The 23526-nt window shown below is 44.2% G+C and carries 28 protein-coding genes; all 28 read left to right on the forward strand.

From position 1 onward, the window contains the following. The first annotated feature begins 53 nt into the window (after nt 1-53). The 28 genes from J3A84_RS09870 to J3A84_RS15475 all read left to right on the forward strand — a co-directional run bounded on the left by J3A84_RS09870 (nt 54) and on the right by J3A84_RS15475 (nt 23520). The gene (locus J3A84_RS09870; protein ID WP_207599860.1) at nt 54-524 is read left to right on the forward strand and encodes a chemotaxis protein CheW; all 471 of its coding nucleotides are present in this window, start codon (nt 54-56) and stop codon (nt 522-524) included. A 23-nt stretch (nt 525-547) separates the two neighbouring features. Next, on the forward strand, nt 548-1033 hold the full coding sequence (locus tag J3A84_RS09875; protein WP_207599861.1) for a chemotaxis protein CheD: 486 nt from the start codon (nt 548-550) through the stop codon (nt 1031-1033). A 13-nt stretch (nt 1034-1046) separates the two neighbouring features. Beyond that, nucleotides 1047-2096 (forward strand): protein-glutamate methylesterase/protein-glutamine glutaminase, encoded by a 1050-nt coding sequence (locus tag J3A84_RS09880; protein WP_207599862.1) that lies wholly within the window; start codon nt 1047-1049, stop codon nt 2094-2096. Next, nucleotides 2087-2857, forward strand: coding sequence for a CheR family methyltransferase (locus J3A84_RS09885; RefSeq protein ID WP_207599863.1), 771 nt, complete (start codon nt 2087-2089; stop codon nt 2855-2857). The genes J3A84_RS09880 and J3A84_RS09885 overlap by 10 nt, the downstream gene beginning before the upstream one ends. A 14-nt stretch (nt 2858-2871) precedes the next feature. Then, a complete protein-coding gene (locus J3A84_RS09890) occupies nt 2872-4899 on the forward strand; it encodes a chemotaxis protein CheA (RefSeq protein WP_207599864.1) in 2028 nt (675 codons plus the stop codon). Then, nucleotides 4896-5495: a chemotaxis protein CheC gene (locus tag J3A84_RS09895; RefSeq protein WP_207599865.1), complete on the forward strand. Its 600-nt coding sequence runs from the start codon at nt 4896-4898 to the stop codon at nt 5493-5495. The genes J3A84_RS09890 and J3A84_RS09895 overlap by 4 nt, the downstream gene beginning before the upstream one ends. A gap of 18 nt (nt 5496-5513) precedes the next feature. After that, complete coding sequence (locus J3A84_RS09900; protein ID WP_207599866.1) at nt 5514-5876, forward strand: response regulator; 363 nt, start codon at nt 5514-5516, stop codon at nt 5874-5876. 2 nt (nt 5877-5878) lie between these two features. Then, nucleotides 5879-6277 (forward strand): chemotaxis protein CheW, encoded by a 399-nt coding sequence (locus J3A84_RS09905; protein ID WP_207599867.1) that lies wholly within the window; start codon nt 5879-5881, stop codon nt 6275-6277. Nucleotides 6278-6290: 13 nt separating this feature from the next. Then, entirely contained in the window at nt 6291-7289 is a 999-nt protein-coding gene (gene fliM / locus J3A84_RS09910; protein WP_207599868.1) for a flagellar motor switch protein FliM, read from the forward strand. Further along, complete coding sequence (gene fliY, locus J3A84_RS09915; RefSeq protein ID WP_207599869.1) at nt 7286-8386, forward strand: flagellar motor switch phosphatase FliY; 1101 nt, start codon at nt 7286-7288, stop codon at nt 8384-8386. Before fliM ends, fliY begins: the two co-directional genes overlap by 4 nt. 127 nt (nt 8387-8513) lie before the next feature. Further along, complete coding sequence (gene flgM / locus J3A84_RS09920) at nt 8514-8795, forward strand: flagellar biosynthesis anti-sigma factor FlgM (RefSeq protein ID WP_207599870.1); 282 nt, start codon at nt 8514-8516, stop codon at nt 8793-8795. Between the two features lie 6 nt (nt 8796-8801). Beyond that, nucleotides 8802-9173: a hypothetical protein gene (locus tag J3A84_RS09925; protein WP_207599871.1), complete on the forward strand. Its 372-nt coding sequence runs from the start codon at nt 8802-8804 to the stop codon at nt 9171-9173. 11 nt (nt 9174-9184) lie between these two features. Further along, a complete protein-coding gene (gene flgK, locus J3A84_RS09930) occupies nt 9185-10762 on the forward strand; it encodes a flagellar hook-associated protein FlgK (protein ID WP_207599872.1) in 1578 nt (525 codons plus the stop codon). A 13-nt stretch (nt 10763-10775) separates the two neighbouring features. After that, nucleotides 10776-11708 carry a flagellar hook-associated protein FlgL gene (gene flgL / locus J3A84_RS09935; protein WP_207599873.1) on the forward strand — a complete coding sequence of 311 codons (933 nt, stop codon included), beginning with the start codon at nt 10776-10778 and terminating at the stop codon, nt 11706-11708. 11 nt (nt 11709-11719) lie between these two features. Beyond that, nucleotides 11720-12172 (forward strand): flagellar assembly protein FliW, encoded by a 453-nt coding sequence (gene fliW, locus J3A84_RS09940; protein WP_207599874.1) that lies wholly within the window; start codon nt 11720-11722, stop codon nt 12170-12172. Then, nucleotides 12159-12383, forward strand: coding sequence for a carbon storage regulator CsrA (csrA, locus tag J3A84_RS09945; RefSeq protein ID WP_207599875.1), 225 nt, complete (start codon nt 12159-12161; stop codon nt 12381-12383). The genes fliW and csrA overlap by 14 nt, the downstream gene beginning before the upstream one ends. A gap of 165 nt (nt 12384-12548) precedes the next feature. Beyond that, nucleotides 12549-13025, forward strand: a complete 477-nt coding sequence (locus J3A84_RS09950) for a hypothetical protein (RefSeq protein WP_207599876.1) — start codon at nt 12549-12551, stop codon at nt 13023-13025. Between the two features lie 112 nt (nt 13026-13137). Continuing rightward, entirely contained in the window at nt 13138-13515 is a 378-nt protein-coding gene (locus tag J3A84_RS09955; RefSeq protein ID WP_207599877.1) for a flagellar protein FlaG, read from the forward strand. A 2-nt stretch (nt 13516-13517) separates the two neighbouring features. Then, nucleotides 13518-14915, forward strand: a complete 1398-nt coding sequence (fliD, locus tag J3A84_RS09960; RefSeq protein WP_207599878.1) for a flagellar filament capping protein FliD — start codon at nt 13518-13520, stop codon at nt 14913-14915. A 13-nt stretch (nt 14916-14928) separates the two neighbouring features. Next, nucleotides 14929-15303, forward strand: coding sequence for a flagellar export chaperone FliS (fliS, locus tag J3A84_RS09965; RefSeq protein ID WP_207599879.1), 375 nt, complete (start codon nt 14929-14931; stop codon nt 15301-15303). Next, nucleotides 15300-15683 carry a hypothetical protein gene (locus J3A84_RS09970; protein WP_207599880.1) on the forward strand — a complete coding sequence of 128 codons (384 nt, stop codon included), beginning with the start codon at nt 15300-15302 and terminating at the stop codon, nt 15681-15683. Before fliS ends, J3A84_RS09970 begins: the two co-directional genes overlap by 4 nt. 115 nt (nt 15684-15798) lie before the next feature. Further along, entirely contained in the window at nt 15799-18090 is a 2292-nt protein-coding gene (locus J3A84_RS09975) for a methyl-accepting chemotaxis protein (protein WP_207599881.1), read from the forward strand. 552 nt (nt 18091-18642) lie between these two features. Further along, entirely contained in the window at nt 18643-19029 is a 387-nt protein-coding gene (gene flgB, locus J3A84_RS09980) for a flagellar basal body rod protein FlgB (protein ID WP_207599882.1), read from the forward strand. A gap of 142 nt (nt 19030-19171) precedes the next feature. Then, nucleotides 19172-19606 (forward strand): flagellar basal body rod protein FlgC, encoded by a 435-nt coding sequence (flgC, locus tag J3A84_RS09985; RefSeq protein ID WP_242694144.1) that lies wholly within the window; start codon nt 19172-19174, stop codon nt 19604-19606. A 10-nt stretch (nt 19607-19616) separates the two neighbouring features. After that, nucleotides 19617-19955 (forward strand): flagellar hook-basal body complex protein FliE, encoded by a 339-nt coding sequence (fliE, locus tag J3A84_RS09990; protein WP_207599883.1) that lies wholly within the window; start codon nt 19617-19619, stop codon nt 19953-19955. A 254-nt stretch (nt 19956-20209) separates the two neighbouring features. Next, nucleotides 20210-21778, forward strand: coding sequence for a flagellar basal-body MS-ring/collar protein FliF (fliF, locus tag J3A84_RS09995; RefSeq protein ID WP_207599884.1), 1569 nt, complete (start codon nt 20210-20212; stop codon nt 21776-21778). Nucleotides 21779-21788: 10 nt separating this feature from the next. Further along, nucleotides 21789-22796: a flagellar motor switch protein FliG gene (fliG, locus tag J3A84_RS10000; protein WP_207599885.1), complete on the forward strand. Its 1008-nt coding sequence runs from the start codon at nt 21789-21791 to the stop codon at nt 22794-22796. Beyond that, nucleotides 22771-23520, forward strand: a complete 750-nt coding sequence (locus J3A84_RS15475) for a FliH/SctL family protein (RefSeq protein ID WP_207599886.1) — start codon at nt 22771-22773, stop codon at nt 23518-23520. The genes fliG and J3A84_RS15475 overlap by 26 nt, the downstream gene beginning before the upstream one ends. Nucleotides 23521-23526 lie beyond the last annotated feature (6 nt).

The raw sequence follows: 23526 nt of genomic DNA on the forward strand, positions 1-23526 counted from the left end.
TGGATAAAGTAGTCGATATAGAACATAACGAATATTTTATGGGAGTAATTAAGATGAAACAGGTAATCATATTCAGCAACAGCAATCAGAATTTTGCCCTTGAACTTGATCGGATCGAGCGGATCATAGAATACAGCGGACCAAAGAAACTACCGGAGACAGCGGATTATATTCAAGGTGTCATCAAATACAACGAGAAAGTCCTGCCGGTCATCGACCTGAAGATGAGGCTCTACGGAGTCGAAGGGGAGAAGAAGGAAAGCAGCAAGATCATTGTGGTTTTGTGGAAAAGTGCTCATCTGGGGCTTGTGGTAGATGATATTCTGGGCATCCGAACCATTGAGGACGAGGCCTTTGAAGAGTCAAGAATCGGAGAAGAAAGCATCTCCAGTGAATACATCAGAGGATTCATCAAGCTGGAGGAAGACATCATCATCCTCATGGATACGGACAAGCTGTTCAGTTTTGTCCAGGCGAAGGAAATACTGGAACTCGAAGAGTCACTAGAGGTCATGGAAGCGTAATAAAGAAGTTTGGTGGTAAATAAATGGGAGAACAGAGGAAAGTCGGTATAGCTGACTACAAGATCGGAAAAGAAGACGATACGCTGATTACGCTGGGACTGGGTTCCTGTGTGGGCATCGCTCTTTATGATAAGGTTAGGAGAATCGGCGGACTCAGCCATATCATGCTGCCGGACAGCACCGCATTCAACAGGGACATCAAGGAAGAGAAATTTGCAGACCTGGCGGTGGCGAAGATGGTGAGAGAGCTTTATGGAGGAACGCTGCAGACAAGAAATCTTGTAGCGAAAATCGCCGGTGGAGCAAGTATGTTCAAGTTTCCCGATAAGAAAATCACTTCCGACATCGGAAAAAGAAATGTGGAAGCGGTGGAAAAGGTCCTTTCTGAACTGGGCATTCCTATTATGGGAAGCCATACAGGTGGGGGCATGGGAAGAACCATGGTGGTTCATCTCGCGGATTTTTCTGTGGAAATCAAGACCGCCAGCAAGACAATAATCGTATTATAACGGAGGAAGAAGGATGCAAGTAAGACTGATGGTTGTAGATGATTCCGCATTCATGCGGAAGATCATATCGGATGCTGCATCAGAGATTGAAGGGGTCACCGTGGTGGGGACCGCCAGAAATGGACAGGATGCCATCGATAGTATAGATAGATACAGACCTACAGTGATCACCATGGACATTGAAATGCCTAAGATGAACGGCATCGATGCCTTGAAGATCATCAAGAGAAATCATCCGGACATCCAGGTGATCATGCTTAGTTCCCATTCTGTAGAGGGAAGTGCGGTGACCATGGAGGCTCTGGAAGAAGGAGCCTTTGATTTCATTGAGAAATCATCGGATAGAGGTGATATAGGTTTCATCACCAGTCAGCTGGAATCAAAGCTTCAGACAGTGAACCAGATCGACGGGAAAACAGAAAAGAAGGATAGAAACTTAGAAGTCAGAGCTGAGAAAAGCGAAGGGGCATTAAATGTCTTTGACTACCGAAAGACAAAGGCTGTAGTCATGGGAGCTTCGACAGGTGGACCCAAAGTGCTATTTCAGATTGTAAGAGCCCTCCCAAAGGAGCTTGAGATTCCTGTTTTCATTGTTCAGCATATGCCCAAGGGGTTTACGAAATCCTTTGCGGACAGGCTGGATAGTGAATGCCCCCTCAGAGTGGTTGAAGCGGAAGATGGTATGCTGATTGAAGGTAGAACAGTGTATGTGGCCCCTGGAGATTACCATATGACCATCCATGGAGCGAGAATCACTTTGGACCAGAAACCTAAGCTCCATGGCGTAAGACCTGCGGTGGACTTCCTGTTTGAATCCGCTTCGGAAAAGTACGGGAAAGATCTTCTAGCCGTTCTCTTCACGGGGATGGGCAAAGATGGAGCCGACGGTATGGAGAAAATCAAGACCCTTGGAGGCTACACCCTGGCACAGAGCAAAGACACCTGTGTGGTTTACGGTATGCCGGGATATGCTGTTACCAAGGGCGTTGTGGATGAAGTGCTGAAACCGGAAGAAATTTCCGAAGAAATCCGAAAGATTGTGAAGGTGAAGAAATGGAGCTAGATTTTGATTTTTTCAAACATTGGGTCAAAGAAAAACTGAAGATGGATTTGAGCGCTTATAAGGAGAAGCAGCTGCATAGAAGAATCACGACGGTGATGAATTCTTCCGGGTGCAGAGATCTCAGAGAATATGCAGCGCTCATAGAGAAAGACAGCCATGTGAGAAAGATCTTTCTCGATTACATCACCATCAATGTGACGGAGTTCTATCGGAATAAGGAGATCTTTGATGAGTTCGAGGAAGTGATTCAGAAAGTTCTGGTGCCAAGGTTTCAGAACCTAAAGGTCTGGAGCGCAGCCTGCTCCATTGGTGCAGAACCCTATTCCATCGCCATGATCATGGAGAAGAACAGAATCAGGAACGCTAGAATCTTAGCTACGGATATCGATGACACCATACTCTTGAGAGCGAAAGAAGGAAAGTATAAGGAAAGTGAACTGAAAAATGTCGCACCTTCGGAACTGAGTCATTATTTTAAGCAGTCAGGCAATGAGTATCAGATTCTGGATACCATAAAATCGAGAGTGCAGTTCAAGAAACATGATCTGCTACTGGACCGTTATGAGAAGAACTTCCATGCGGTGATCTGCAGAAATGTGACCATCTATTTCAAGAATGAAGCCAAAAATGAAGTATACAGAAAAATCAATGAATCACTGGAAAAGGGAGGCATCTTCTTCACAGGTGCCACGGAAGCTATCTACAATCCGGCCAGCTTCGGATTCAGAAAGCTTTCCACTTTTCTATATGAGAAAGTCTAAGGGGGATATTTTTCATGGACGATACACAAAAATACAGGGATCTGTTTTTCGAGGAAACAGATGAGTACCTGCAGAGTCTCAATGACAATCTTCTGGTTCTGGAAAAGGATACAGAGAGTCCAGGCATCATAGATGAGATTTTCCGCTCAGCCCATACGCTGAAGGGCATGGCGGCCACCATGGGGTATACCACCATGACGGAGCTGACCCATAATATGGAGAATGTGCTGGAGCAGTTCAGACAGGGGTCGCTGAAAGTCACAAGCGATGTGGTCAGTGTCATCTTCAAGTGTCTGGATAAGCTTTCAGAGATTGTGGAAGATTTGAGAGACGACCATTATCCAGACTATGACATCACAGATCTTTTGGAAGAGCTGAAAAATCTTTCGGGAAAGAAGGAAGATGGATCAAAGACAGATGAAGAGACAGGAAAGACAGAATCGGAAACCTTTGATGCAGTAAGCGATATTGACGCTTCCATCATCAGGCAGGCCATGGATAAGGGATACAGAGCCTACAGCATTATGGTGAAAGTGACAAAGAGCTGTATGCTCAAAGGAGCAAGAGCCTATCTGGTGGTGAACAAACTAGAACAGTCCGGTGAGATCCTGGAAACAAGTCCCGGGGTGGAAGACCTTGAAGAAGGGAACTATGAGGAGATCTTCAAGCTTCTTTATCTTTCCCAGAAGGGACCGGAAGCGGTGCGGGAAACCATTGAGAATGTAGCTGAAATCGAGGAAGTGGAAATGAAGGAAATCTCAGAGGAAGACCTTCAGCATGCCTATTTGATTTCCACGGAGAAAACGGAAGAAAAGAATACAGAGACCAGAGTTTCCGGAGAGCAGAAAGAGAACAGCAAAAACAGAGCAGAAGAGAAACATGGCACAGCAGCCCATGCCAGCCAGTCCATCCGAGTGGATCTTTCCAGGCTGGATAACTTCATGAATCTCGTGTCGGAGCTGGTCATCTACAGAACAAGACTGGAGGAGCTCAGCACCCAGTATAAAGCCACAGAAATCAATGAACCTCTGGAGCAGGTGGCAAGAATCACCTCTGATCTTCAGGATCTGGTCCTGAAAATCAGAATGCAGCCGGTGAATGTGGTATTCAACCGTTTCCCGAGAATGATCAGGGATCTGACCCAGGAACTGGGAAAAGACATGGATCTTGTCATCGAAGGAGAAGAAACGGAGCTGGACCGTACCGTGGTCTCCGAGCTTGGAGAACCACTGGTTCATCTCATCAGAAATGCGGCGGATCATGGCATTGAGTCCAGAGAAGAAAGAATCGCATCCGGTAAGAACCCGAAGGGGATCATCGAGCTCATTGCTTATCAGGAAGGAAACAAGGTGGTCATCAAGGTCAGTGATGACGGGAAAGGAATAGATCCTGAAAAGATCAGAGAAAGTGCGGAGAGAAAAGGCATTCCTACAGAAGGATTGGACAAGAATGAACTGATTCAGCTGATCTTCAACCAGGGCTTCTCCACCAATACGGAAGTGACAAATATATCCGGAAGAGGAGTGGGAATGGATGTGGTCCGTTCAAAGATCACATCGCTCGGTGGAAACATCGAAGTGGACAGCGTTATCGGCAAAGGCACAAGCTTTGTCATCAAGCTGCCGTTGACCCTCTCCATCATCCAGGCGCTGATGGTTCATGTGAGCCAAGAAACCTTTGCTCTTCCACTGGGGCTCATCGAAAAAGTGGTGAAGGTCAATGAAGGGGATGTCAAAGACTCTCATAACGGAGAAGTCTATATCTACAGAGAAAAAGTGATCCCGGTGATTCGGATCAATGAAAAACTGTCTCTTCCAATGGATACTTCCAATCAGCACATCATCATGGTGAACATAGGCGGAAAGCAGTATGGACTTCTGGTGGATGAGCTGATCGGTCAGCAGGAGATTGTCATCAAGAAGCTCTCAGGAAGTGTCGGTAAGATGAATGAGTATCTTGGTGCAGCCATTCTAGGAAACGGAGACATCACTTTGATTCTGGATGTGGGTAATCTCGTTTCTGGAAAGGGGGAGACGGCTTGAATAAAGAGGAATTCTCTCCCATGCAACTGGATGTCTTAAAGGAACTGGCGAACATCGGAGGAGGAAACGCCGCCACAGCCATTTCCCAGATGGTGGGGAAATTCATCAACATGAGCGTGCCCACCATCGAAATTCTGGAATATGATGAAATCTATGAGAAAATCATGGGGGAAGAGATTGAAGTGATCGCTGTATCCCTGAGAATGATGGGTGAAGCCCACGGGAATTTCCTCTTTGTATGCACCGAGGAGAATGCGAAGAAGCTTGTGAAAATGATGCTTCCTCCAGACTTTGAGATGAATGAGGAGATGGAGTATTCTGCTGTGAGCGAGCTTGTAAATATCGTGGTCACCTCTTACCTAAATGCTTTGTCCAGACTGCTGGATATTTCTCTGTTCTCCTCTGTGCCTGCCATAACGGCAGATATGTTCGGCGCCATTTTAAGTTACGCCTACATAGAGAATGAACAGTATGACGATCAGGTGATGATCATAAAGAATGAATTCATGTATGATGGAGCCAAGGTGGATTCCTCCTTGTACTTCATCCCTAGACCAGGGGTTCTAGAAAACCTCTTTCAGAAAATCGGAGTGTAAATTGAAGGGAGAATAACCATGTCAAAGAGAATTATGATTGTAGATGATGCCATATTCATGAGGATGAAACTCAAGGATATACTGGAGAAGAACGGATATGAAGTAGTGGCGGAAGCGCAGAACGGTGCCGATGCCATTGAAAAGTACAAGGCAGAAAGACCTGATATCGTGACGATGGACATCACCATGCCGGAAATGGACGGAATTGAAGCACTCAAGGGCATCAAGAAGATCGATGCTTCTGCCAGGGTCATCATGTGCAGCGCCATGGGACAGCAGGCCATGGTCATGGAGGCTATTCAGTCGGGCGCACTGGATTTCATCGTAAAGCCTTTTGAAACCGACAGAGTCATCGACTCCATCGTGAAAGCCTGTAAGTAGCCATGGAAAGACAGATCATCGTTTTTACTTTAGGTGAAAAATATTACGCAGTGAATTCCGATCAGGTGGAGGAAATCAGCAAGCTGATTCCATCCACGATTGTGCCCAATGCGCCAAGGCACATAGAAGGATTGATCAATCTACGGGGAAATGTGATTTCACTTGTAAATCTGGCAAAGCTTTTGCGCCTAGGGGAAGACCAGTGCTATAATAATATCGTTATACTTGACCGCCAGGACGAAAAACTTGGTATACTGGTTACTGAAGTGAAGGAAGTTCTGAAAATCGAGGAAAAGGATATTGAAAAAGTGTCCGCAGAGACGAAAAGCGGTGTAGTGGGTATACTGCAGCTGGAACAGGATCTTGTAAACTACATCGATTTGGATCGCATTATTTCGTAAATGAGGGGATAACTTGAAACAGGTACTATCACAACAGGAAATCGATTCGCTGCTTAATGCACTGAATACCGGAGAGATCAATCCGGAGGAGATTAAAGAGGAAGAGGAAAAGAATAAAGTCAGAGCCTATGATTTCAGAAGACCCATAAAGCTTTCCAAAGAGTATGTGAACACGCTCTATATGATCTTTGAAAGCTTTGCTAAAAGCGCCTCCAATGTTCTTTCCACCATGGTCAGGAACAATGTGAATATGACTCTTGGTGCAGTGGAACAGATCAGCTTTGATGAATTTGTTCATTCTATTCCCAATCCGACCATCATGGGTGTATTCCACAGTGAACCACTGAGTGGAAATCAGATTATGGAAATCAATCCGCAGTTTGGCACCCAGGTTGTCGAGCTTCTGTGTGGTGGGGCCAAAGCCAAGGAAAAGAAAGGACCCAAGAAGGAGAAGTTCACAGACATCGAGCTGGGCATAGTAGATGATGTCATTCGAAATCTGTTGAAGGTGTTCAAGAGCGCCTGGGGCGAAATCATGGAGCTGGAACCGATGCTTGATAATCTGGAGACCAATCCTCAGCTGGTCCAGTCCATGTCACCTAATGAACCGGTAATACTCATCAGTTTCGTGGTGGAGATTTTCGAAACCAAAAGTTTCATCAATATATGCATTCCCTATGTGTCCTTCGAGAACATCACGGACAAGCTCAGCATCAGAAGCTGGTTTGATATGGGGAAGACTTTTGAAGACAACAGATTCAGGGATCAGATCGCAGAGCGTCTGGTGACCACTGATGTGGAACTGAAGGTGGAGATGGGCAAGACCATTCTCACCGTGGATGATTTTCTGCATCTTGAGACAGGGGACATTGTTCAGCTGGATATGAAGACAGACCATCCCATGAAGCTCTATGTGGAAGATAAGGTCCACTACCTGGTGCAGCCAGGTCTACACAAGGACAAGATGGCAGTACAGGTATTGCAATACGTGGAAGAGGATGTTGAGATATGAAAGAAAACTTTTTATCACAGGCAGAAGTAGACGCGCTGCTGAAGAAAAAAGCGTCTGCCGAGGAAACCGGCCTGAAAGATACGGATAAGGATGTCATAGGGGAAGTAGGAAACATCACCATGTCCACTGCTGCCACCACTTTGTCATCCATCATAAGCAGGAGAGTATCCATCACCACACCAAGGGTGAGTTATATAAGATTCGAAGAGATCATTGACGAATGTGAGGTTCCAAAGATCGTTTCCAGAATCGCATTCAAGGAAGGACTCAAAGGCAATAACCTTCTCATGATGAATGTGGAGGATTCGGCCATCATTGCGGATCTGATGATGGGCGGAGACGGAACCAATGCCAACAAGGAACTTACAGAACTTGAGCTGTCTGCGGTTTCCGAAGCCATGAACCAGATGATCGGGTCGGCTTCCACATCCATGGCCCAGATGCTGGGGAAGGGCATAGACATAAATCCGCCTATCGTGGAAGTGTGGGATCATAAGGATTCTATCGATTACAGAAAGTTTGTCAATGAAGAATACATCTGCAAGATTTCTTTCCACCTTTCAGTGGAAGGACTCATTGAAAGTGACATCATGCAGCTCTATACGCTGGATACTGTGAAGGAGATTGTAGGCATTATGATGGGGGAACCTGTGGCTGAAAAGAAAGAACCCGGCAGGAATGAACCAGCAAGAAAAGCGTCTGTGGAAGAAACCTATACTGCTCAAAGACAAGAGAAAAGTGAAGAATCTGTAAAAGAGAGAGAGACTTTTGAGGAGGAAGTGGAAGTGCAGAAACCTGTTTTCGCACCGTTAAAAGATACCTCAGAACCTTCTCAGAAGAGAAATCTGGATCTCATCATGGATGTACCTCTGGAGTTCTCCGTGGTGCTGGGTAAGACCAAGAAGTCCATTCAGGATGTACTGGCACTGGGTGCGGGAAGCGTTGTGGAGCTCAATAAACTGGCGGATGAGCCGCTTGAAGTATACGTGAACGGAAAGCTTATTGCCCATGGTGAAGTAGTGGTCATCAATGAAAACTTCGGTATCAGAATCACTCATATCATGAGCAAGGAAGCCAGAGTCAAAGGGCTGAAGTAGTTTCGTCCCAATAGAATACTGATTCACAGGAAAAAGAGGAGTTTCGCCTCTTTTTTTCTTTTGGGGTTAACAAAACGAATGAATCTACGATACTATAGAATAAGAGTAATAAAGGCAGGTGAATTCCATGAAAATAGATCAGTTTCATACAGGTTACGTGAAAAGCACATACAAGACCAGTGATGAGAGAAAAAATGGTCATGTGGATGGGAAGACAATAGGGAAAAGCACTGTTGAAATCTCCACTCAGGCAAAAGCCCTGGTGAAGAAGATCAATGAGTCCGAGGATAGTCATTTCAGTGAAAAGGTGGAAAGCATCCGAAGAAGTATCCAGGAAGGAAGCTACAAAGTGGATACTGAAAAGATAGCAGATAAGATACTTGAAAAGATAGACGAGCAGAGAGGATAAAAACAGATGAACGATACTAGAAGGCTTCAGGATGCACTCAGAGAGCTGATCAAGGTTCTTAACGAGGAAAAGAGTGTGCTTCTTCGAAACGATGCGGTTTCACTTGAAATGATTGTAGAAAAAAAGAATGCGATTATACCGGTGATTCTTGAAGAACAGAAGAAAGGCGTTGTCGCGGATGAATCTGTAAAAGTTTATGCACTTGAAATCGAGAAGCTCCAGGAAGTGAATCAACTGCTCACAAGGCAGGCTTTGAGTTTCCAGGAGGAAATTTATAAAGCGCTTTCAAAAAACACTTCAGCTAAATACAAGACCTATTCTAAAGCCGGTGGCATGAATAATGCCAAAGAAGTCAGTATCATTGATCAGTCAGTATAGAGGAGTAGATTATGTCAGGATTATTTGGAAGTTTTAATGTTGCAGTCAAGGGTCTTAATGCGAGCCAGACCGCCTTACATACCACAGGCCACAATATTTCAAATGCGGGGACAGAGGGGTTTAACCGCCAGCGCGTTGAAATAAAAGCGGATACACCTTATAATCTTGCTGGCGTTGGGCAGCTAGGTACCGGTGTGAGAATTCAGTCTGTAGTACGTGTGGTGGATGAATTTGTGGATCTTCAGATCAGAAATGAGAACAGTATTTTTTCTCAGTTTGAAGCGCAGTATGATACCATCGGACAAATTGAGATGGTATTCAATGAACCGTCAGACACTGGGCTGAATTTCGCCATGGGAGAAATGTTTAATGCGTGGCAGGAGCTTTCCAAGAATCCGGAGAGTCTGAATGCAAAAAGCATCGTTGTTGAAAAATCGAAGGCTTTTGCGGATAGCTTAAACCACATGGCATCCAGAGCAGATCAGCTCAAGGGAGATGTTGTAGGTAATATCGGAAAGAATGTATTTGATGTGAATTCTTTGGTAACGCAGCTTAATGGTGTCAACGAACAGATTGCAAATATTCAGATTAAAGGGCAGAGTCCCAATGATCTTATGGACACCAGAGATCAGATTTTAAAGGATCTTTCCGGTGCAGCTGATATTGAAACCACTTTTGATAAATGGGGGCGAGCTTCTGTAAGTATTGCAGGACAGCAGGTTACAAGAATCAATGGGGAAGGTATGAGTGGGCAGGACAATACTACCATCCTAAGCAATGTTTCAGCTGTAGAAAAGAACGGCGATGTTTATACTGTCGAGGTTCAGATTGGTGGAAATACGTCCAAAGTGGAAAAGATCACCATGACAAAAGATGAAGTGCAGAACTTTCAGCCGGGAACACCGGTTTTTGTCAAAATGCCTACTGATGATTCAGCCCCAGTTCTATCCGATCTTTCAGCAGCAAACATCACTTCCGGAGCCATTGGCGGACACGTCAATTCCATCAAGGAAATTGAAGATAGAATAGAAGATCTTTCAAAGTTTGCAACCGGTGTGAAGTATGCTTTTAACAGCATTCATGCTGCTGGTGCATCAGGAGAGGCGTTTTTCACTGGAGACAGTGCTCTGGACTTTTCTGTGAATGAAAAACTCATAGAAGATGAAGGTCTTGTCAACACCGGCAAGGGAATAGAATCACCTGATGGTGATGGGAGTAGAGCTTTGGCATTGGCGAACTTGAGAAATGTGAAACTGAATCTAAGTGAAGAGAATCTCGCTGGCAACAATATCTATGACGATGAGACGATGTCTTTTAATTCAAAAGGTACAACAACGACCATGGAAGATGCATATGGTGACATCGTCATCAAAGTGGGTGTGAAGACAGAACAGGCGTCCAATATGATGGACAATCAGACAGCGGTACTGTCACAGCTGAATAACAGACGTGAATCTGTATCTGGTGTTTCCATTGATGAGGAAGTGACGAATCTATTAAAGTTCCAGAGAAGCTACGAAGCAAATTCCAGAGTCATCAATACCATAAATGAGATGCTGGATACACTCATCAACAGAACTGGTGTATAGGAGGACAGGATAAATGAGAATTACCAATAATACCCTCACCGGGAATTATTTAAGAAACCTCAACAGAAATCTGAAGCAGATGCAGAAGTATCAGAATCAGCTCTCTTCGGGAAAAGAAGTATCCAGACCTTCTGACAATCCTATGCTTGTAGCTAGAGTGATGCAGCTGGATGGAAATGTAAGAATGAATGAACAGTATGAGAAGAACATTAATGATGCGCTTGGATGGACCGATACGGCTGATGGCGCCATGAATGAAGTAACCAGTACTCTCCAGCGTGCTAGAGAGCTCATTATCTATGGAGCGAACGGGACCTTATCTGATACAGACAGAGCAGCATTAAAGGATGAAATGGATACGCTTCAGGGACAGCTTCAGCAGGTGCTGAACTCAAACTATGATGGAAGATATATCTTTGGAAGTCTTAAAACCACGGAGCCTCCATTTACAATCAACGATTTAGGTGCACTTGAATATAAAGGATACAATCCAGCGGGGGGAGAACCGGGTCATATTGGTCTTGACAGAGAGATTGCAAAGGGTGTCACAATCACCATTCCTGCCAATGGATATAATATTGTTCATGTTGAAGGTGCGAGTGGTGACAATAACGATATTGGAAACCTTTTTGTGAACATTTCCAAAGCGCTGGAAGATGGAAAAACGGAAGCCTTATCAGGGGACCTTCTTGGAGATATAGATAAACATCTAGATAATTCTATTCGCTTCAGGTCTAAAATGGGCGCTGTATATAATCGGTTGGAGTCTGCAAAAGAAAGAAATGCAGCAGAGAATCTTAGTATGACGGAGCTGCTCAGTAAGAGCGAAGATACCGACCTGGCTGAGAAAATGATGGAGTTCTCCACCATGAGAACGGTATACCAGGCATCACTTCAGACAGGAGCTCAGATTCTTCAGCCTAGTCTATTAGATTATATAAGGTAGGATGAAATAAGATGATTATAAAAACTAAATTTCTTGGCGAAGTGGATATAAGAGAAGAAGATATTCTTGTCTTCCCAGATGGAATCCTAGGGTTTGAGGAAAGTAGAAAATTCATTCTCCTTCCTATTCCCGAGAACGAATTCTTCACTATATTGCAGGATGTGGAGCGAGAATATGTTTCCTTCATTGTCACGGATCCATGGAAATTCAAAGCGGATTATGAGATGGAAGTACCGGATAATGAGCTTCTGAAGATAAATATCAGAAAGAAAGAACAGATTGCCATGCTGAACATCGTCACCTTGTCTGACGTGTTTGAAAATAGCACCATGAATCTTCTGGCTCCTGTTATTCTGAATACGGAAAATCGTATAGGAAAGCAGTATGTGCTAAACAATGTGCGCTACAGCAGCAAACATCCATTATTTGAGAAGAATGGAGAATCAGAAAATGTTGATTCTTAACAGAAAAACAGGAGAAAGCATCATTATCGATGACAGGATCGAAGTGAAGGTGCTGGAAACTTCAGATGGAAAGATCAAGCTGGGTATTGAAGCGCCAAAAGATGTGATCGTGCACAGAAAAGAAGTCTATGATGAAATCAGAGATGAGAATATGAAAGCATCCGATATATCCTTGGAGAGCTTCAGTAAACTGAAAAGACCGCTGAAATAGCGGTCTTTTTGTTGGCATAATGAAGAAGTACATCAGCCTCTTCTTAAACATTAGAATGTCTTCTAAAGGGCTTGGATTCACTTCCATAGCCTATTTTCAAGCATTGATTTATATTTCTTCCAGAGTGACCGATATAGATACCAAGAAAAGTAATGGGGGTGAATCATGAAAGTCAATGGAACGGATCCTTTAGCCAAGTTGCTGATGGAACTTAATAAACAGAGTAATGAGACCTCTGCAGCTACTGAGAAGGTGAATGTGGAAAGCTTGTCGAAGAAAGTAGAGGAGATTCTTGCTGGGAGAGATGAAGTTCACATAAAAGCAGATACTCAGCTGAAGCCAGAAGTCCACTTCACCCGTAGGCTTCATGAGACACCGGAAGTCTACTTTCAGAGAATCTCTTCTGAAATGATGAAAACCAAGGAAGTGGATAGCAATGGGAATGCAATGAATAATCAGGCGTTACATCTGGGAACAGATCTGGTGGAAAAAGCTGCAAGAGCAGGTCTTATGAAAGAGCTCATTGATCAGCAGAAGAAGGAGCAGACAGCTGCTTCGGATACAAAAGAAAATAGATGGCTCCTCATATTCTCAGCTGTATTTGTCTTGGTTCTTCTTATCTATCTTCTATTTCTTTCGTAAGAAAAGTTTTATAAGCTCTTAAATCCGATATGATATAGCCGACATAGATACTAATAGGCAAATTATCCTGAAACAGGATAAGAGGCTAATCATAAATAAGGATGTGAACACTTTGATTCAGATTTCAGGAATAACCGATACCAATGTTAAGCCAGTGCCGAAGATTGAAGCTTTAAAAGTAGAAAAGATCAGCCATAATCTTAAAGAAGAACAAGCGATAGAGTATAGAAAATTTCCAGACAATGAAGATGAGAAGGAATTCACTAAAGAAGAAGTGGAGAGGGCGGTCACTAGCACCAACAGACTCCTTAATGATGAACATAAGACGCAGTACAAGTTCGAAGTCCATGAAGGAACCGGTAGAGTCATGGTCAATCTGATTGATACAAAAACAAAGGAAGTAATCAAGGAGATTCCCCCGGAAAAGATTCTTGACCTGGTTGCAAACATATGGGAGAGAATTGGAATACTTGTTGATGAAAGGGGATAACAATGTCAATTAATTTTTTAGGATCCTATTCTGGGATCGACCAGAGTACCATAGATCAGCTCATGGCTGTGGAAAAAAGACCGCTGATTCAGCTGTCTGAAAAGAAAACCAATACTGAAACTCAAATGAGTGCCTGGAATGATGTAAGAACAAGATTGACCAATCTTTTCGATAAGATCAAAGCATTGCAGAACACTGAAACCTTCAGCTCAAAGAAAACCAGCGGAGGAGAATCAGCAACTCTTACGGTAAGTAAGAACACACCAGAAGGCACCTATGATATTTCCGTATCTCAACTCGCAACTAGAGGGTCTGTGGTTGGTGGTGCCATTACTGCCATGACTTCTGTATCAGGAGACAGCAGTACAGAGCTTGGGCTCACAGGGAAGTTTTCCATCAATGCAGCAGAAGATGGGTCAGGAAATGTCATAGAGGTGACAGCCACAGATACGGTCAGGACTATTTCCGATAAGATCAATGCCATCAGTAAAGAGAGTGGAGTAAGATCTGCAATCATCGATAACCGCCTGGTTTTAACCAATGTGGAAACAGGAAATGCGGAAATCAAACTTGCCGATCTTGAGGGTGGAACCATGCGTTCAGATTTGGGACTGGATACTTCTACAGGTGGAGCGGAGATCATTCCTGGAAAAAATGCGAAGTTCACTGTAAACGGAGTAGATGTGGAAAGAACCAGCAACAGTGTAAATGATGTCATAGAATATACTACGATCAATCTGACAAAGATGCATGCAGAAGGGCAGTCTGACTCCATCGTTGTATCCAAGGATACCTCTAAAGTGGAAGAAGCGGTAAAGGGATTTGTGGATCAGTATAACTCAACCATGAATTTCATCACAGATAAGCTGAAGGCGGGAACACCTGGAGAAACAGCTTCCAGGGGAACACTTGCTGGTGACAGCAGTCTTATAAGGCTCCAGTCCACCCTTCGCTCCATGGTCACTTCTTCCATCGCCAATGAAAACACAAGCATCGGTGACATCTCTCAACTAGGTGTCAGTACAGTTGATAAATTCGGGCAGCTGTCTTTTGACGCCTCAAAACTTAATGATGCATTGAATGAAGATCCACTTATTGTGCAGAACTTCTTTAACAGCAAGAATGCGGAAGGGAACGAAATCGGATTCGTGTCCAGAATCAATGGATACATCGACAGTTTTTCCTCGACTACAGGCATCATCAAAGGAAAGACAGACAGTTTTGACAGAACACTGAAAGATATCAATAAGCAGGTGGAAAGCTTCAACATAAGGATGGAAAGAAAAGAAGCTTATTATGTCAATATGTTCGCAAAGCTGGATACCGCCATGATGCAAGCGGAATCCCAGATGGGCTGGCTCACCAGTCAGATTTCATCTATGACACCAACCAAGAAGTAGGAGGATATAGTACATGTACGCAGGAAATGCCTATGCCAGTGCTGGAAATGCATATAAGAGCAATGAAGTCATGACAGCACCAAAGAAAAAACTTGTTATCATGCTGTACGATGGAGCCATCAAGAACCTGAAGATCGCAAAACTTGCCATGGCAGACCAGGACATTGAAAAAACCAATAATGCCATCATCAAAGCCCAGAACATTCTTGCAGAATTCATGAGTACTCTGAATTTTGATGAAGGTGGAGAAATAGCCCAGAATCTAATGAATCTCTATCAGTATATGTATGACAGAACCATTAGAGCAAATATAGATAAAAATCCGGACATAGCAGATGAAGTCATCGCGCTTCTTGAGGAATTAAGAAACACATGGAGTCAGATATGACGTATCTGGTACTCCTAGAAGAAAAGATGAAGATTCTCAGCGAAGCTCTGGCGGAAACGGAAGTCGACAGAACGGATGTGGAAGAGTGCATTCGTGTCATCGGAAAGAATGAGAGAAGATTTGAAGCGCTGAAAGCCCTTCAGGTAAAGCTTTCTCTTACAATGAGCGGTGAAACCGCAGTAGAAAGAAAGATGGAAAGTGAAGCGCTGACTATTCTGAAGAAGCTCTCGGAAAATACGATGAAGCTTCAGGAGAGAATCATGAAAGAGAGAAACAGTTCCGTTCAGTCCATGAATGATTTCAGCAATCTGAAGAAAATCTCAAAAAGCTACGTGAAGGCGGAGCAGGGACCTGTTTTTGTGGACAAGGATTTCAGATAACAGACAGGAGTGTTTTTAATAGTACAAAGTTGAAAAATAAATCGGCTGTCCAGGTCAATCAGCTGATAGGGGTATAAAGGGGAATAGGGTAGTGAATGCTTTTTGGGAAAAACTAATGACAGCAAAGAAGAAAGCGCCAAGAGTTCAGAAAAAAAAGAGATTTGAGGTGAAATCCCTTCTGAAAGCAGGGAAAGACAAGAAAGAAAATAAGAGTAAAAAAGCGAAATCAGAATCAAAAGGAAGAATAAGCTCGCTTTTCAGAAAGAATGCTGTAAAGAAGGATTCAGAAAACAACAATGCAGTAGTGGAGGCGAAAAGCAGAAAGAGCATCGGTAAGAAGATGGTTGTCATGACACTTCTTATGGTTACCATACCACTTCTCGTATCAAACATCGCAAGTCTTACATACATGAACCAGAACTATGTAAAAGAAATGGAAGCTAACAACGATGTGTTGGCAGAGGCTATTGCAGACCAGGTTTCCGCCTTCATCGAAAGAGGGTTCAATGTCACAGAGCAGCTTGCGGTGAACAATGATGTGAGAGAATACAATGGCCTTGCACAGTCCAGTGTGCTTTCCAGCACCGCAAGAGACCATGACTACTTCGATCTGATCTTTGTCGTGGATGAAGACGGGATGCAGACGGCCAGAAGCAAAGGAAGGCTGGGTAACAGCTCCGATCGATTCTGGTATACCAAGACCCGAGACGAAAAGGTTAAATGGGTCAGTGATTCCTACTATTCTCAGAATGGAGGAATACCAGTTACCACCATAGCGATGCCGGTTTACAATCAGAACCTGACTTTTCTGGGTGTCATTGGATCGGATATCAAGCTCACAGCGCTTCAGGATCTCATCGCAGAACACAGCGAAGGAAGCAAGCTGGCTTTCATCATCGACGGACAAGGTACAGTCATTGCCCATAAGAACTATAATATGGTCAAGGAAATGTTCAACTATGTCTCTATGACCAAGCAGGTGCTGAGAAAAGACGCGTACGGAAAACCGGTTCTGGATGAATCCGGTGTTCAGATTGTCAATGAAGTACCCGTAAATGCTCCAGTAGAGCTCAATGAAATGGCGAAAAAGGCACTTGCGGGAGAAAGTGGTTTTGAGAGCTATACAGACCTGGATGGAGTGGAAGTAGTCAGTGCTTACAGACCCATTGCACTGCCTGGTGAGTCCGTCTCCTGGGCGGTCATCACCGTCGAGAGCAAGGATGAAGCCATGGCCTTCATCAATAACACGATATATTTTAGTCTTGTCATTGCAGTAGTTGCGCTTATCGCGGCAGTGGTCATCGCATCGCTGTTTGCAAGAAGCATATCCAGACCCATCAAGACCTCTTCACAGTATTTGAGCAGAATTGCACATGGGGATTTCACTGTGGATGTAGATCAGAGACTTTTGAAAAGGCAGGATGAGATCGGTACAATATCCAATGGAATTCATGAGATGAAGAATTCCTTACGGAACCTGGTGGGGAAAATCACGGAAACCTCCAATGGAATCAGTGCTCAGGTAGAGACTTCCATGAACAGCATCGTAGAACTAAACACGAATCTTGAGAGCGTATCTGCAACCACAGAAGAGCTTGCTGCTGGTAATGAGGAAACAGCGGCATCTACGGAAGAAATGGCAGCTGCGTCCTCCGAAATTGAAAAGGCTGTTCATTCTATCGCAGAGCGTTCCCAACACGGGGCTGTTGCCGCAAGAGAAACAGCTGAACGAGCGGACATTACTCAGAAGAAGGTGAGGGAGGCCCAGAAGAAGTCCGAAGAGATCTTCATTGAGACGAAAGGAGATCTAGAAAGGGCCATCGAGGGGGCCAAGGTAGTGGATCAGATCAGAGTGCTCTCTGATGCCATTCTTCAGATCACAGCCCAGACCAACCTTCTGGCGCTCAATGCGGCCATCGAGGCTGCAAGAGCTGGTGAAGCTGGAAGAGGATTCTCTGTGGTTGCAGATGAAATCAGAAAACTAGCTGAACAGTCTAAAGATGCAGCAACCAAGATTCAGGAAGTGACATCGAAAGTCACATCCTCAGTGGAACACCTTTCTGGAAGTTCCAATCAGCTTCTGAGCTATGTGGAAAAGGATGTGAAGAGTGACTATCAGAGCATGCTGGAAGTGGCGGCCAAGTACAATGAAGATGCAAGATATTTTGATGATCTGGTTACGGAGTTTAGTGCCACATCAGAAGAACTGCTAGCTTCGATAGAAAGTGTAACAGCAGCCATCGACGGAGTTGCTTCCGCAGCCAACGAAAGTGCCAGCGGAACTTCCGATATCGCCGAAAAGATTTCTGAGTCCACCATGAAATCCAGTCAGGTAATGGATGAGATGGAAAAGACAAAAGATCAATCTCAGAATCTGAGAGAAGAAACAAGGAAGTTCAGACTATAGAGCATAATGTGATTCATCGTGAATAGAAATTCATAATAGAAAGGATAATGGTGGAGGAAGGAGTAGTCTAACCCCACCTTATTTTATTTGATAAATTAAATCATACAGAAATGATACAAAGAAATCCTTTTCGTTGCACAAATGCGTATTATAGATAAAGCATATAAAATTGGAAAAAGTATTTTCAAACAAATGCCAACATATCGTTTGAACGGATTTATTACGAAGATTTAAACAAATAAATAACAATATTCACGATATGTACATAATATTACAGGATGCGAAACGGAGAAATCCGATTGTCGAATCGGTTTGCTTGAAAATCGAATTATATTCATTTAATTAAATATTCTAAAAATATAACAAACATCAATTTAGCAAGAATAATGCATAATTAACACTCTTAGAATAATATATTGTTGATTTTACCGTATATAACTTGTAAAATGTTAAGAGTGATTGAATAAGCACTATTTATTACATAAGATGATGTCTTCATCATCAATGAATCTATTATGCAGTGGAAAAATAATATCCGTTGGAGGGGTTGTTTTGAAGGACTTGACATATCAGATACTGAAAAATGGACTAGATGCATCATCTGCCAGACAGAAAGCCGTTTCTTCAAATATAGCCAATGTGAACACACCAGGATATAAAGCCAGTAAGATTTCCTTTGAAAATGAGCTTGCAAAAGCCTTGAATAGAAGTGGTTCAGCCATGGTGAAGACCCATGAGAATCATCTGGGAGGGGCCATTGCTTCTGAAGTCAAGGGCGAAGTCAAGGTCATGGATGGAACCAGTATGGATGAGACAGGAAACAATGTGGATATCGACAAGGAAATGGTGGATCTCGCAGCCAATGAAATCTATTATTCCGCGCTGATTGAGCAAGTGAACAGAAAGCTCAGCAATATGAGCTATATCATCAACAGATAAGAGTATAAATAACAATCCGGCTTCTCGTGGCTAGTCGGAGTGGGTTGATTAAGAAAATCCGCATATATATTCAATATATATGTTGCGTGCTACAGAAATGATATATAAATAATTCATATTCTCATATCTTAGGAGGTCGATTATGTCTGTATTCAATTCCATGAAAATCAATGCATCAGGTTTAACGTTGGAAAGACTTAAACTTGATACCATCTCCTCCAATATTGCCAATGTGAACACCACAAGAACAGCAGAAGGCGGCCCATACTATAGAAAAGAGGTCATCTTTGAAGAAATGGTAGAGAGAGCCCAAAGCAGACTCACAGGTCAGTTCGAAAAAAGAACGGCAGGAGTAAAAGTCACAGAAGTCTATGAAGATCAGGAGAACCTGAGAAGAGTATTTGATCCGGAACATGTGGATGCCGATGAAGAAGGTTATGTACTGATGCCCAATGTGAACTTGCTGGATGAGATGGTAAGACTCATCGAAGCTCAGAGGTCCTATGAGGCCAATGCCACCGCGCTGAAAGCCAGCAAGGCTATGTTGAATAAAGCTCTGGATATTTCCAAAGGATAGGAGAAGCTAAATGACACAGTTTATAAGTTCTTACAGTACAATTCTAGATCGTTACAATAACCTCATCGATCAGGGGAATGGCCCTGCAAGAAAGGCCGATGAAAAGGAAATGGAAAGTCTCGGGCTTGGTGTGAGCTTCGGAGACATGTTTACCAGCCAGCTGGATAAACTCAACACCAGTCAGATACAGGCCGATGAACTGGCCATGGATTTTGCTTCAGGCAATACAGAGGATCTTCATGAGGTCATGATTGCAGCAGAAGAAGCGAGAATCAGCATGGAACTGGCCGTGCAGGTGCGAAACAAGATTATTGAAGCTTATAAAGAACTAAGCAGTATGCAGCTATAGGATGGTCACAGAAAACGAGCGTAAGTAACAAGAGGAACATGCTTTTCCTTGATTGACCGATATGGAGAACTTCAATCTGAACATAAGGAAAAACAGACTGCTTGTATGAAGCGTGACTCCCTATAACTAGAAGGTTTATTGACGGGATTTTCGGGAGCGAAATACAAGCAGTTTTTTGCTGCAGAAATCATGAATACAGGCAGCAATCAAGAGGAAAATGAGGGTTACACCTACCAGTAAGGAGCAATGCATTTATGGAAATGACTAAGGGGATCACCCAGAAAATCAAGGGCGGATGGGAAAAAATCGATCAGGGAAAAAGGAACGCGCTGATTCTGGCAGGAACTGCCGTAACCATGTTTGTGGTTCTTTTTTCTATATATAGCAATCAGGTGACCTATGCTGCTCTTTTTACAGGCCTTGAACTTTCCGATGCGGCAGCTATTACGGAGGATCTGGATACCAGAGGTAACATAAGTTATCGTCTCGAAAACGGTGGAACGGATATCTATGTGGATGAGAAACATGTGGATAAGTACAGACTGGAACTGGCCATGAATGGTATGATGCCGGAAAACTCCACAGGCTTCGAGATTTTTGACGACATGGGTATGATGGTCACAGACGAGGACCGTAAGATCATGTATCAGAGGGCTTTAGAAGGAGAACTTCAGCGCTCCGTCATGTCACTGGATGAGATTGACAGTGCTAGAATTCATCTCGTCATGAGTGAAGAAAGCATATTTAATACAGAACGAAGAGAAGCTTCCGCATCGGTCATCTTAAGCCTGAAGACTGGGGCGAAGCTTTCTGATGCATCAGTCAGTGGTATCATCGCTCTGATCACAGGGGCAGTGGACAACCTGCCTGAAGAGAAGGTCAGAGTCATCGACGCCCAGGGAAACCTTATCAGTCTTGGCCTTGCACCAGGTGGTGAGATGTCAGGTATCGGGCTTCTGGATCAGCAAAGAGAAATCAAGAAGACCTTTGAAGAGGAAATCGAAAACAGCATACTCAGCCTATTGGGACCAGCACTTGGACCGGATAAACTGAAGGTGGCTGTCTATGCGGATCTGGATTTCGATGCGGAAGAAAAGACCGTCATAAGCTATGAGAATCCGGTGGTTCGAAGCGAACAGGTCAGTGTCACCGGACCAGATCTGAACCAGGAAGAGATCATGGACAATCCGGCTGGAGACAATACTCAGAATGTGCTGGATGGAGAAGAAGACAGCATGAGCACTTTCGACAGCATCATCAACTACGAGCTGACGGAATCAAGAACCAGTACCATCAAGGCACCAGGAAAAGTCACAAAGCTCTCCACTTCACTTCTCTTTGACGGGAACCTGTCTGAAGGGCAGCGTGAAAGCATAAGAAACCTCATCTCCACTGCCACAGGCTATGACATGGAAAGGGGAGACGTCATCAGCATCGAAGGCGTGGTCTTTGACAAGAGCTATCAGGAAGACCTGGAAAAGAAACTGGAAGAGCAGAGGCTTCTGGATGAAGCCAACAGAACATTCATGGACAGATACTCCGATTATATTTATCTGGGCCTCTTCAGTCTCATTGGCCTTGTCTTCGTCCTTTCCTTCATGAAGATTCTCTTCGGCAAGAAGAAGAGAAAAGAAGAGGACGAATATACCCTTCTTCCACCACCTCTGGAGCAGGCTGAAGAAGGGAAGCCGGTGGACATCATCGAAGAGGTGTACCAGAAATTCACAGTGAAGGAAAATCAGAAAGAGAAGCAGATCAAGGAATATGCCGAAGAGCATCCTGAGATCGCAGCGGATCTTATCAAGGCTTGGATGAAAGAATGAGGATGAAGGCATGCAGATGAAGGAAAACGGCATAAAAAAAGCAGCGATTCTGCTAATTTCACTGGGACCGGAGGTGTCCTCTCAGATTCTGAAGCTCCTTCCGGATGAGATGATCCAGAAGGTGACTTATGAAATCGCCAATATTGAATATGTGGAGCCCCAGGACAGGGAAAAGGTCATTGAGGATTTTATGGATATGGCTTCCGCCAGGGAATATATCGTCGATGGTGGCATCGATTACGCAAGGAATCTGCTGAATAAAGCTCTAGGTAGCGTCAGAGCCAAGGAAATCATGGAAGTGCTGACTCAGATTCAGCAAAGAGAAAAACCCTTTGCCATCCTGAGAAAAGCGGATACCCATCAGCTGGCCAACATGCTGGCCAATGAGCATCCACAGACCATTGCGCTGATCATGTGCTACATTCAGCCTGATAAAGCAGCCAATGTGCTGGCTCTCTTTCCCAACGAGCTTCAGACTGAAGTGGCGGAAAGAATTGGAGTCATCAACAGGACTTCGCCAGCGGTGATCAAAAAGATTGAAAGCGTGGTACAGAACAAGTTCTCCAACATTATTGAGAGCGACGCGGAGAACATCGGTGGCGTGAAGACTCTGGTGGAGATCCTAAACTCTGTGGACAGAACCACAGAGAAGAACATCATCAGCGATCTGGAGAAGACCCAGCCGGAACTGGCCGAAGTGATAAAAGCGAATCTCTTCGTATTCGAAGACATCGTCACTCTGGACAAGAGCTCCATACAGAGGGTGCTCAGAGAAGTGGACAACGAGCAGCTGGTCCTGGCACTCAAGGGTGCATCGGAGGAAGTTTCCACCGTGGTCTATGCAAACCTTTCCAAGAGAGCGGCGGATACCGTACGGGAAGATATCGAGTTCATGGGACCGGTACGACTCTCCACAGTGGAAGAAGCGCAGCATAAGATTGTGGGCGTCATAAGAAAGCTGGAAGAAGCAGGAGAAATCGTCATAGGAAGGGGTGATTCCGATAGCATTATCGTATAGAATCATCAAAAACAAGAACGCCTATGCCCAGGAGGAAAGAAAACTGGAAACCCTGGACATTGAGCTTTATCGGGAGAAGAAAGAGATCCAGTCCCAGTATGATGCGGTGTCTGAAGGAGAGGATCCGGAAGAATCCCTCCGCGAAGAAATCCGAAAGGAGCTTCTCCTTTCCATAGAAGAAGATAGAAAAGTGCTTCTTGAAAAAGCAAAGGAAGAACTGGAGAAAGAAAGGGAAGAGGTTCTGGCGCAAGCCAGGAACCAGGGCTTTGAGGAAGGGTACATGGCAGGGAAGGAAGAAGGCTACGAGGAAACCCTGGCCTTCCGCAAGAACGCCATCACCATGTTAGAGGAAGCTGAGGTTCTTTCAAAGGAATATCTGGATGAAAATGAAGAGAAGATCATACAGCTCTCCGCAAGGATTGCTGAAAGGATTGTGGGAGAAACCCTGGAGACACAGGAAGATAGTCTGATGCTTCTGGCAAGACCCATTCTTCAGGAATACGGAAAGACGGAGAATGTCATCGTGACCTGCCATCCGGATAAAGTGGCCTTCATGAAGTGCCAGATTCCTGAAATCAAAGCCATGTGTCCCAAAGCCCATGTGCTGATCCTGCAGGATAGAAACCTGGAGGAGAACGACATTCTCATCGAGAATGAAAATCAGATTACAGACCTTTCCATCAGAAAGCAGATCGCCAGATTCATCGAACTGGCAACCGAGTAAGAGGAG

The sequence above is a fragment of the Proteiniclasticum aestuarii genome (assembly GCF_017368455.1).
Classification (GTDB): domain Bacteria; phylum Bacillota; class Clostridia; order Clostridiales; family Clostridiaceae; genus Proteiniclasticum; species Proteiniclasticum aestuarii.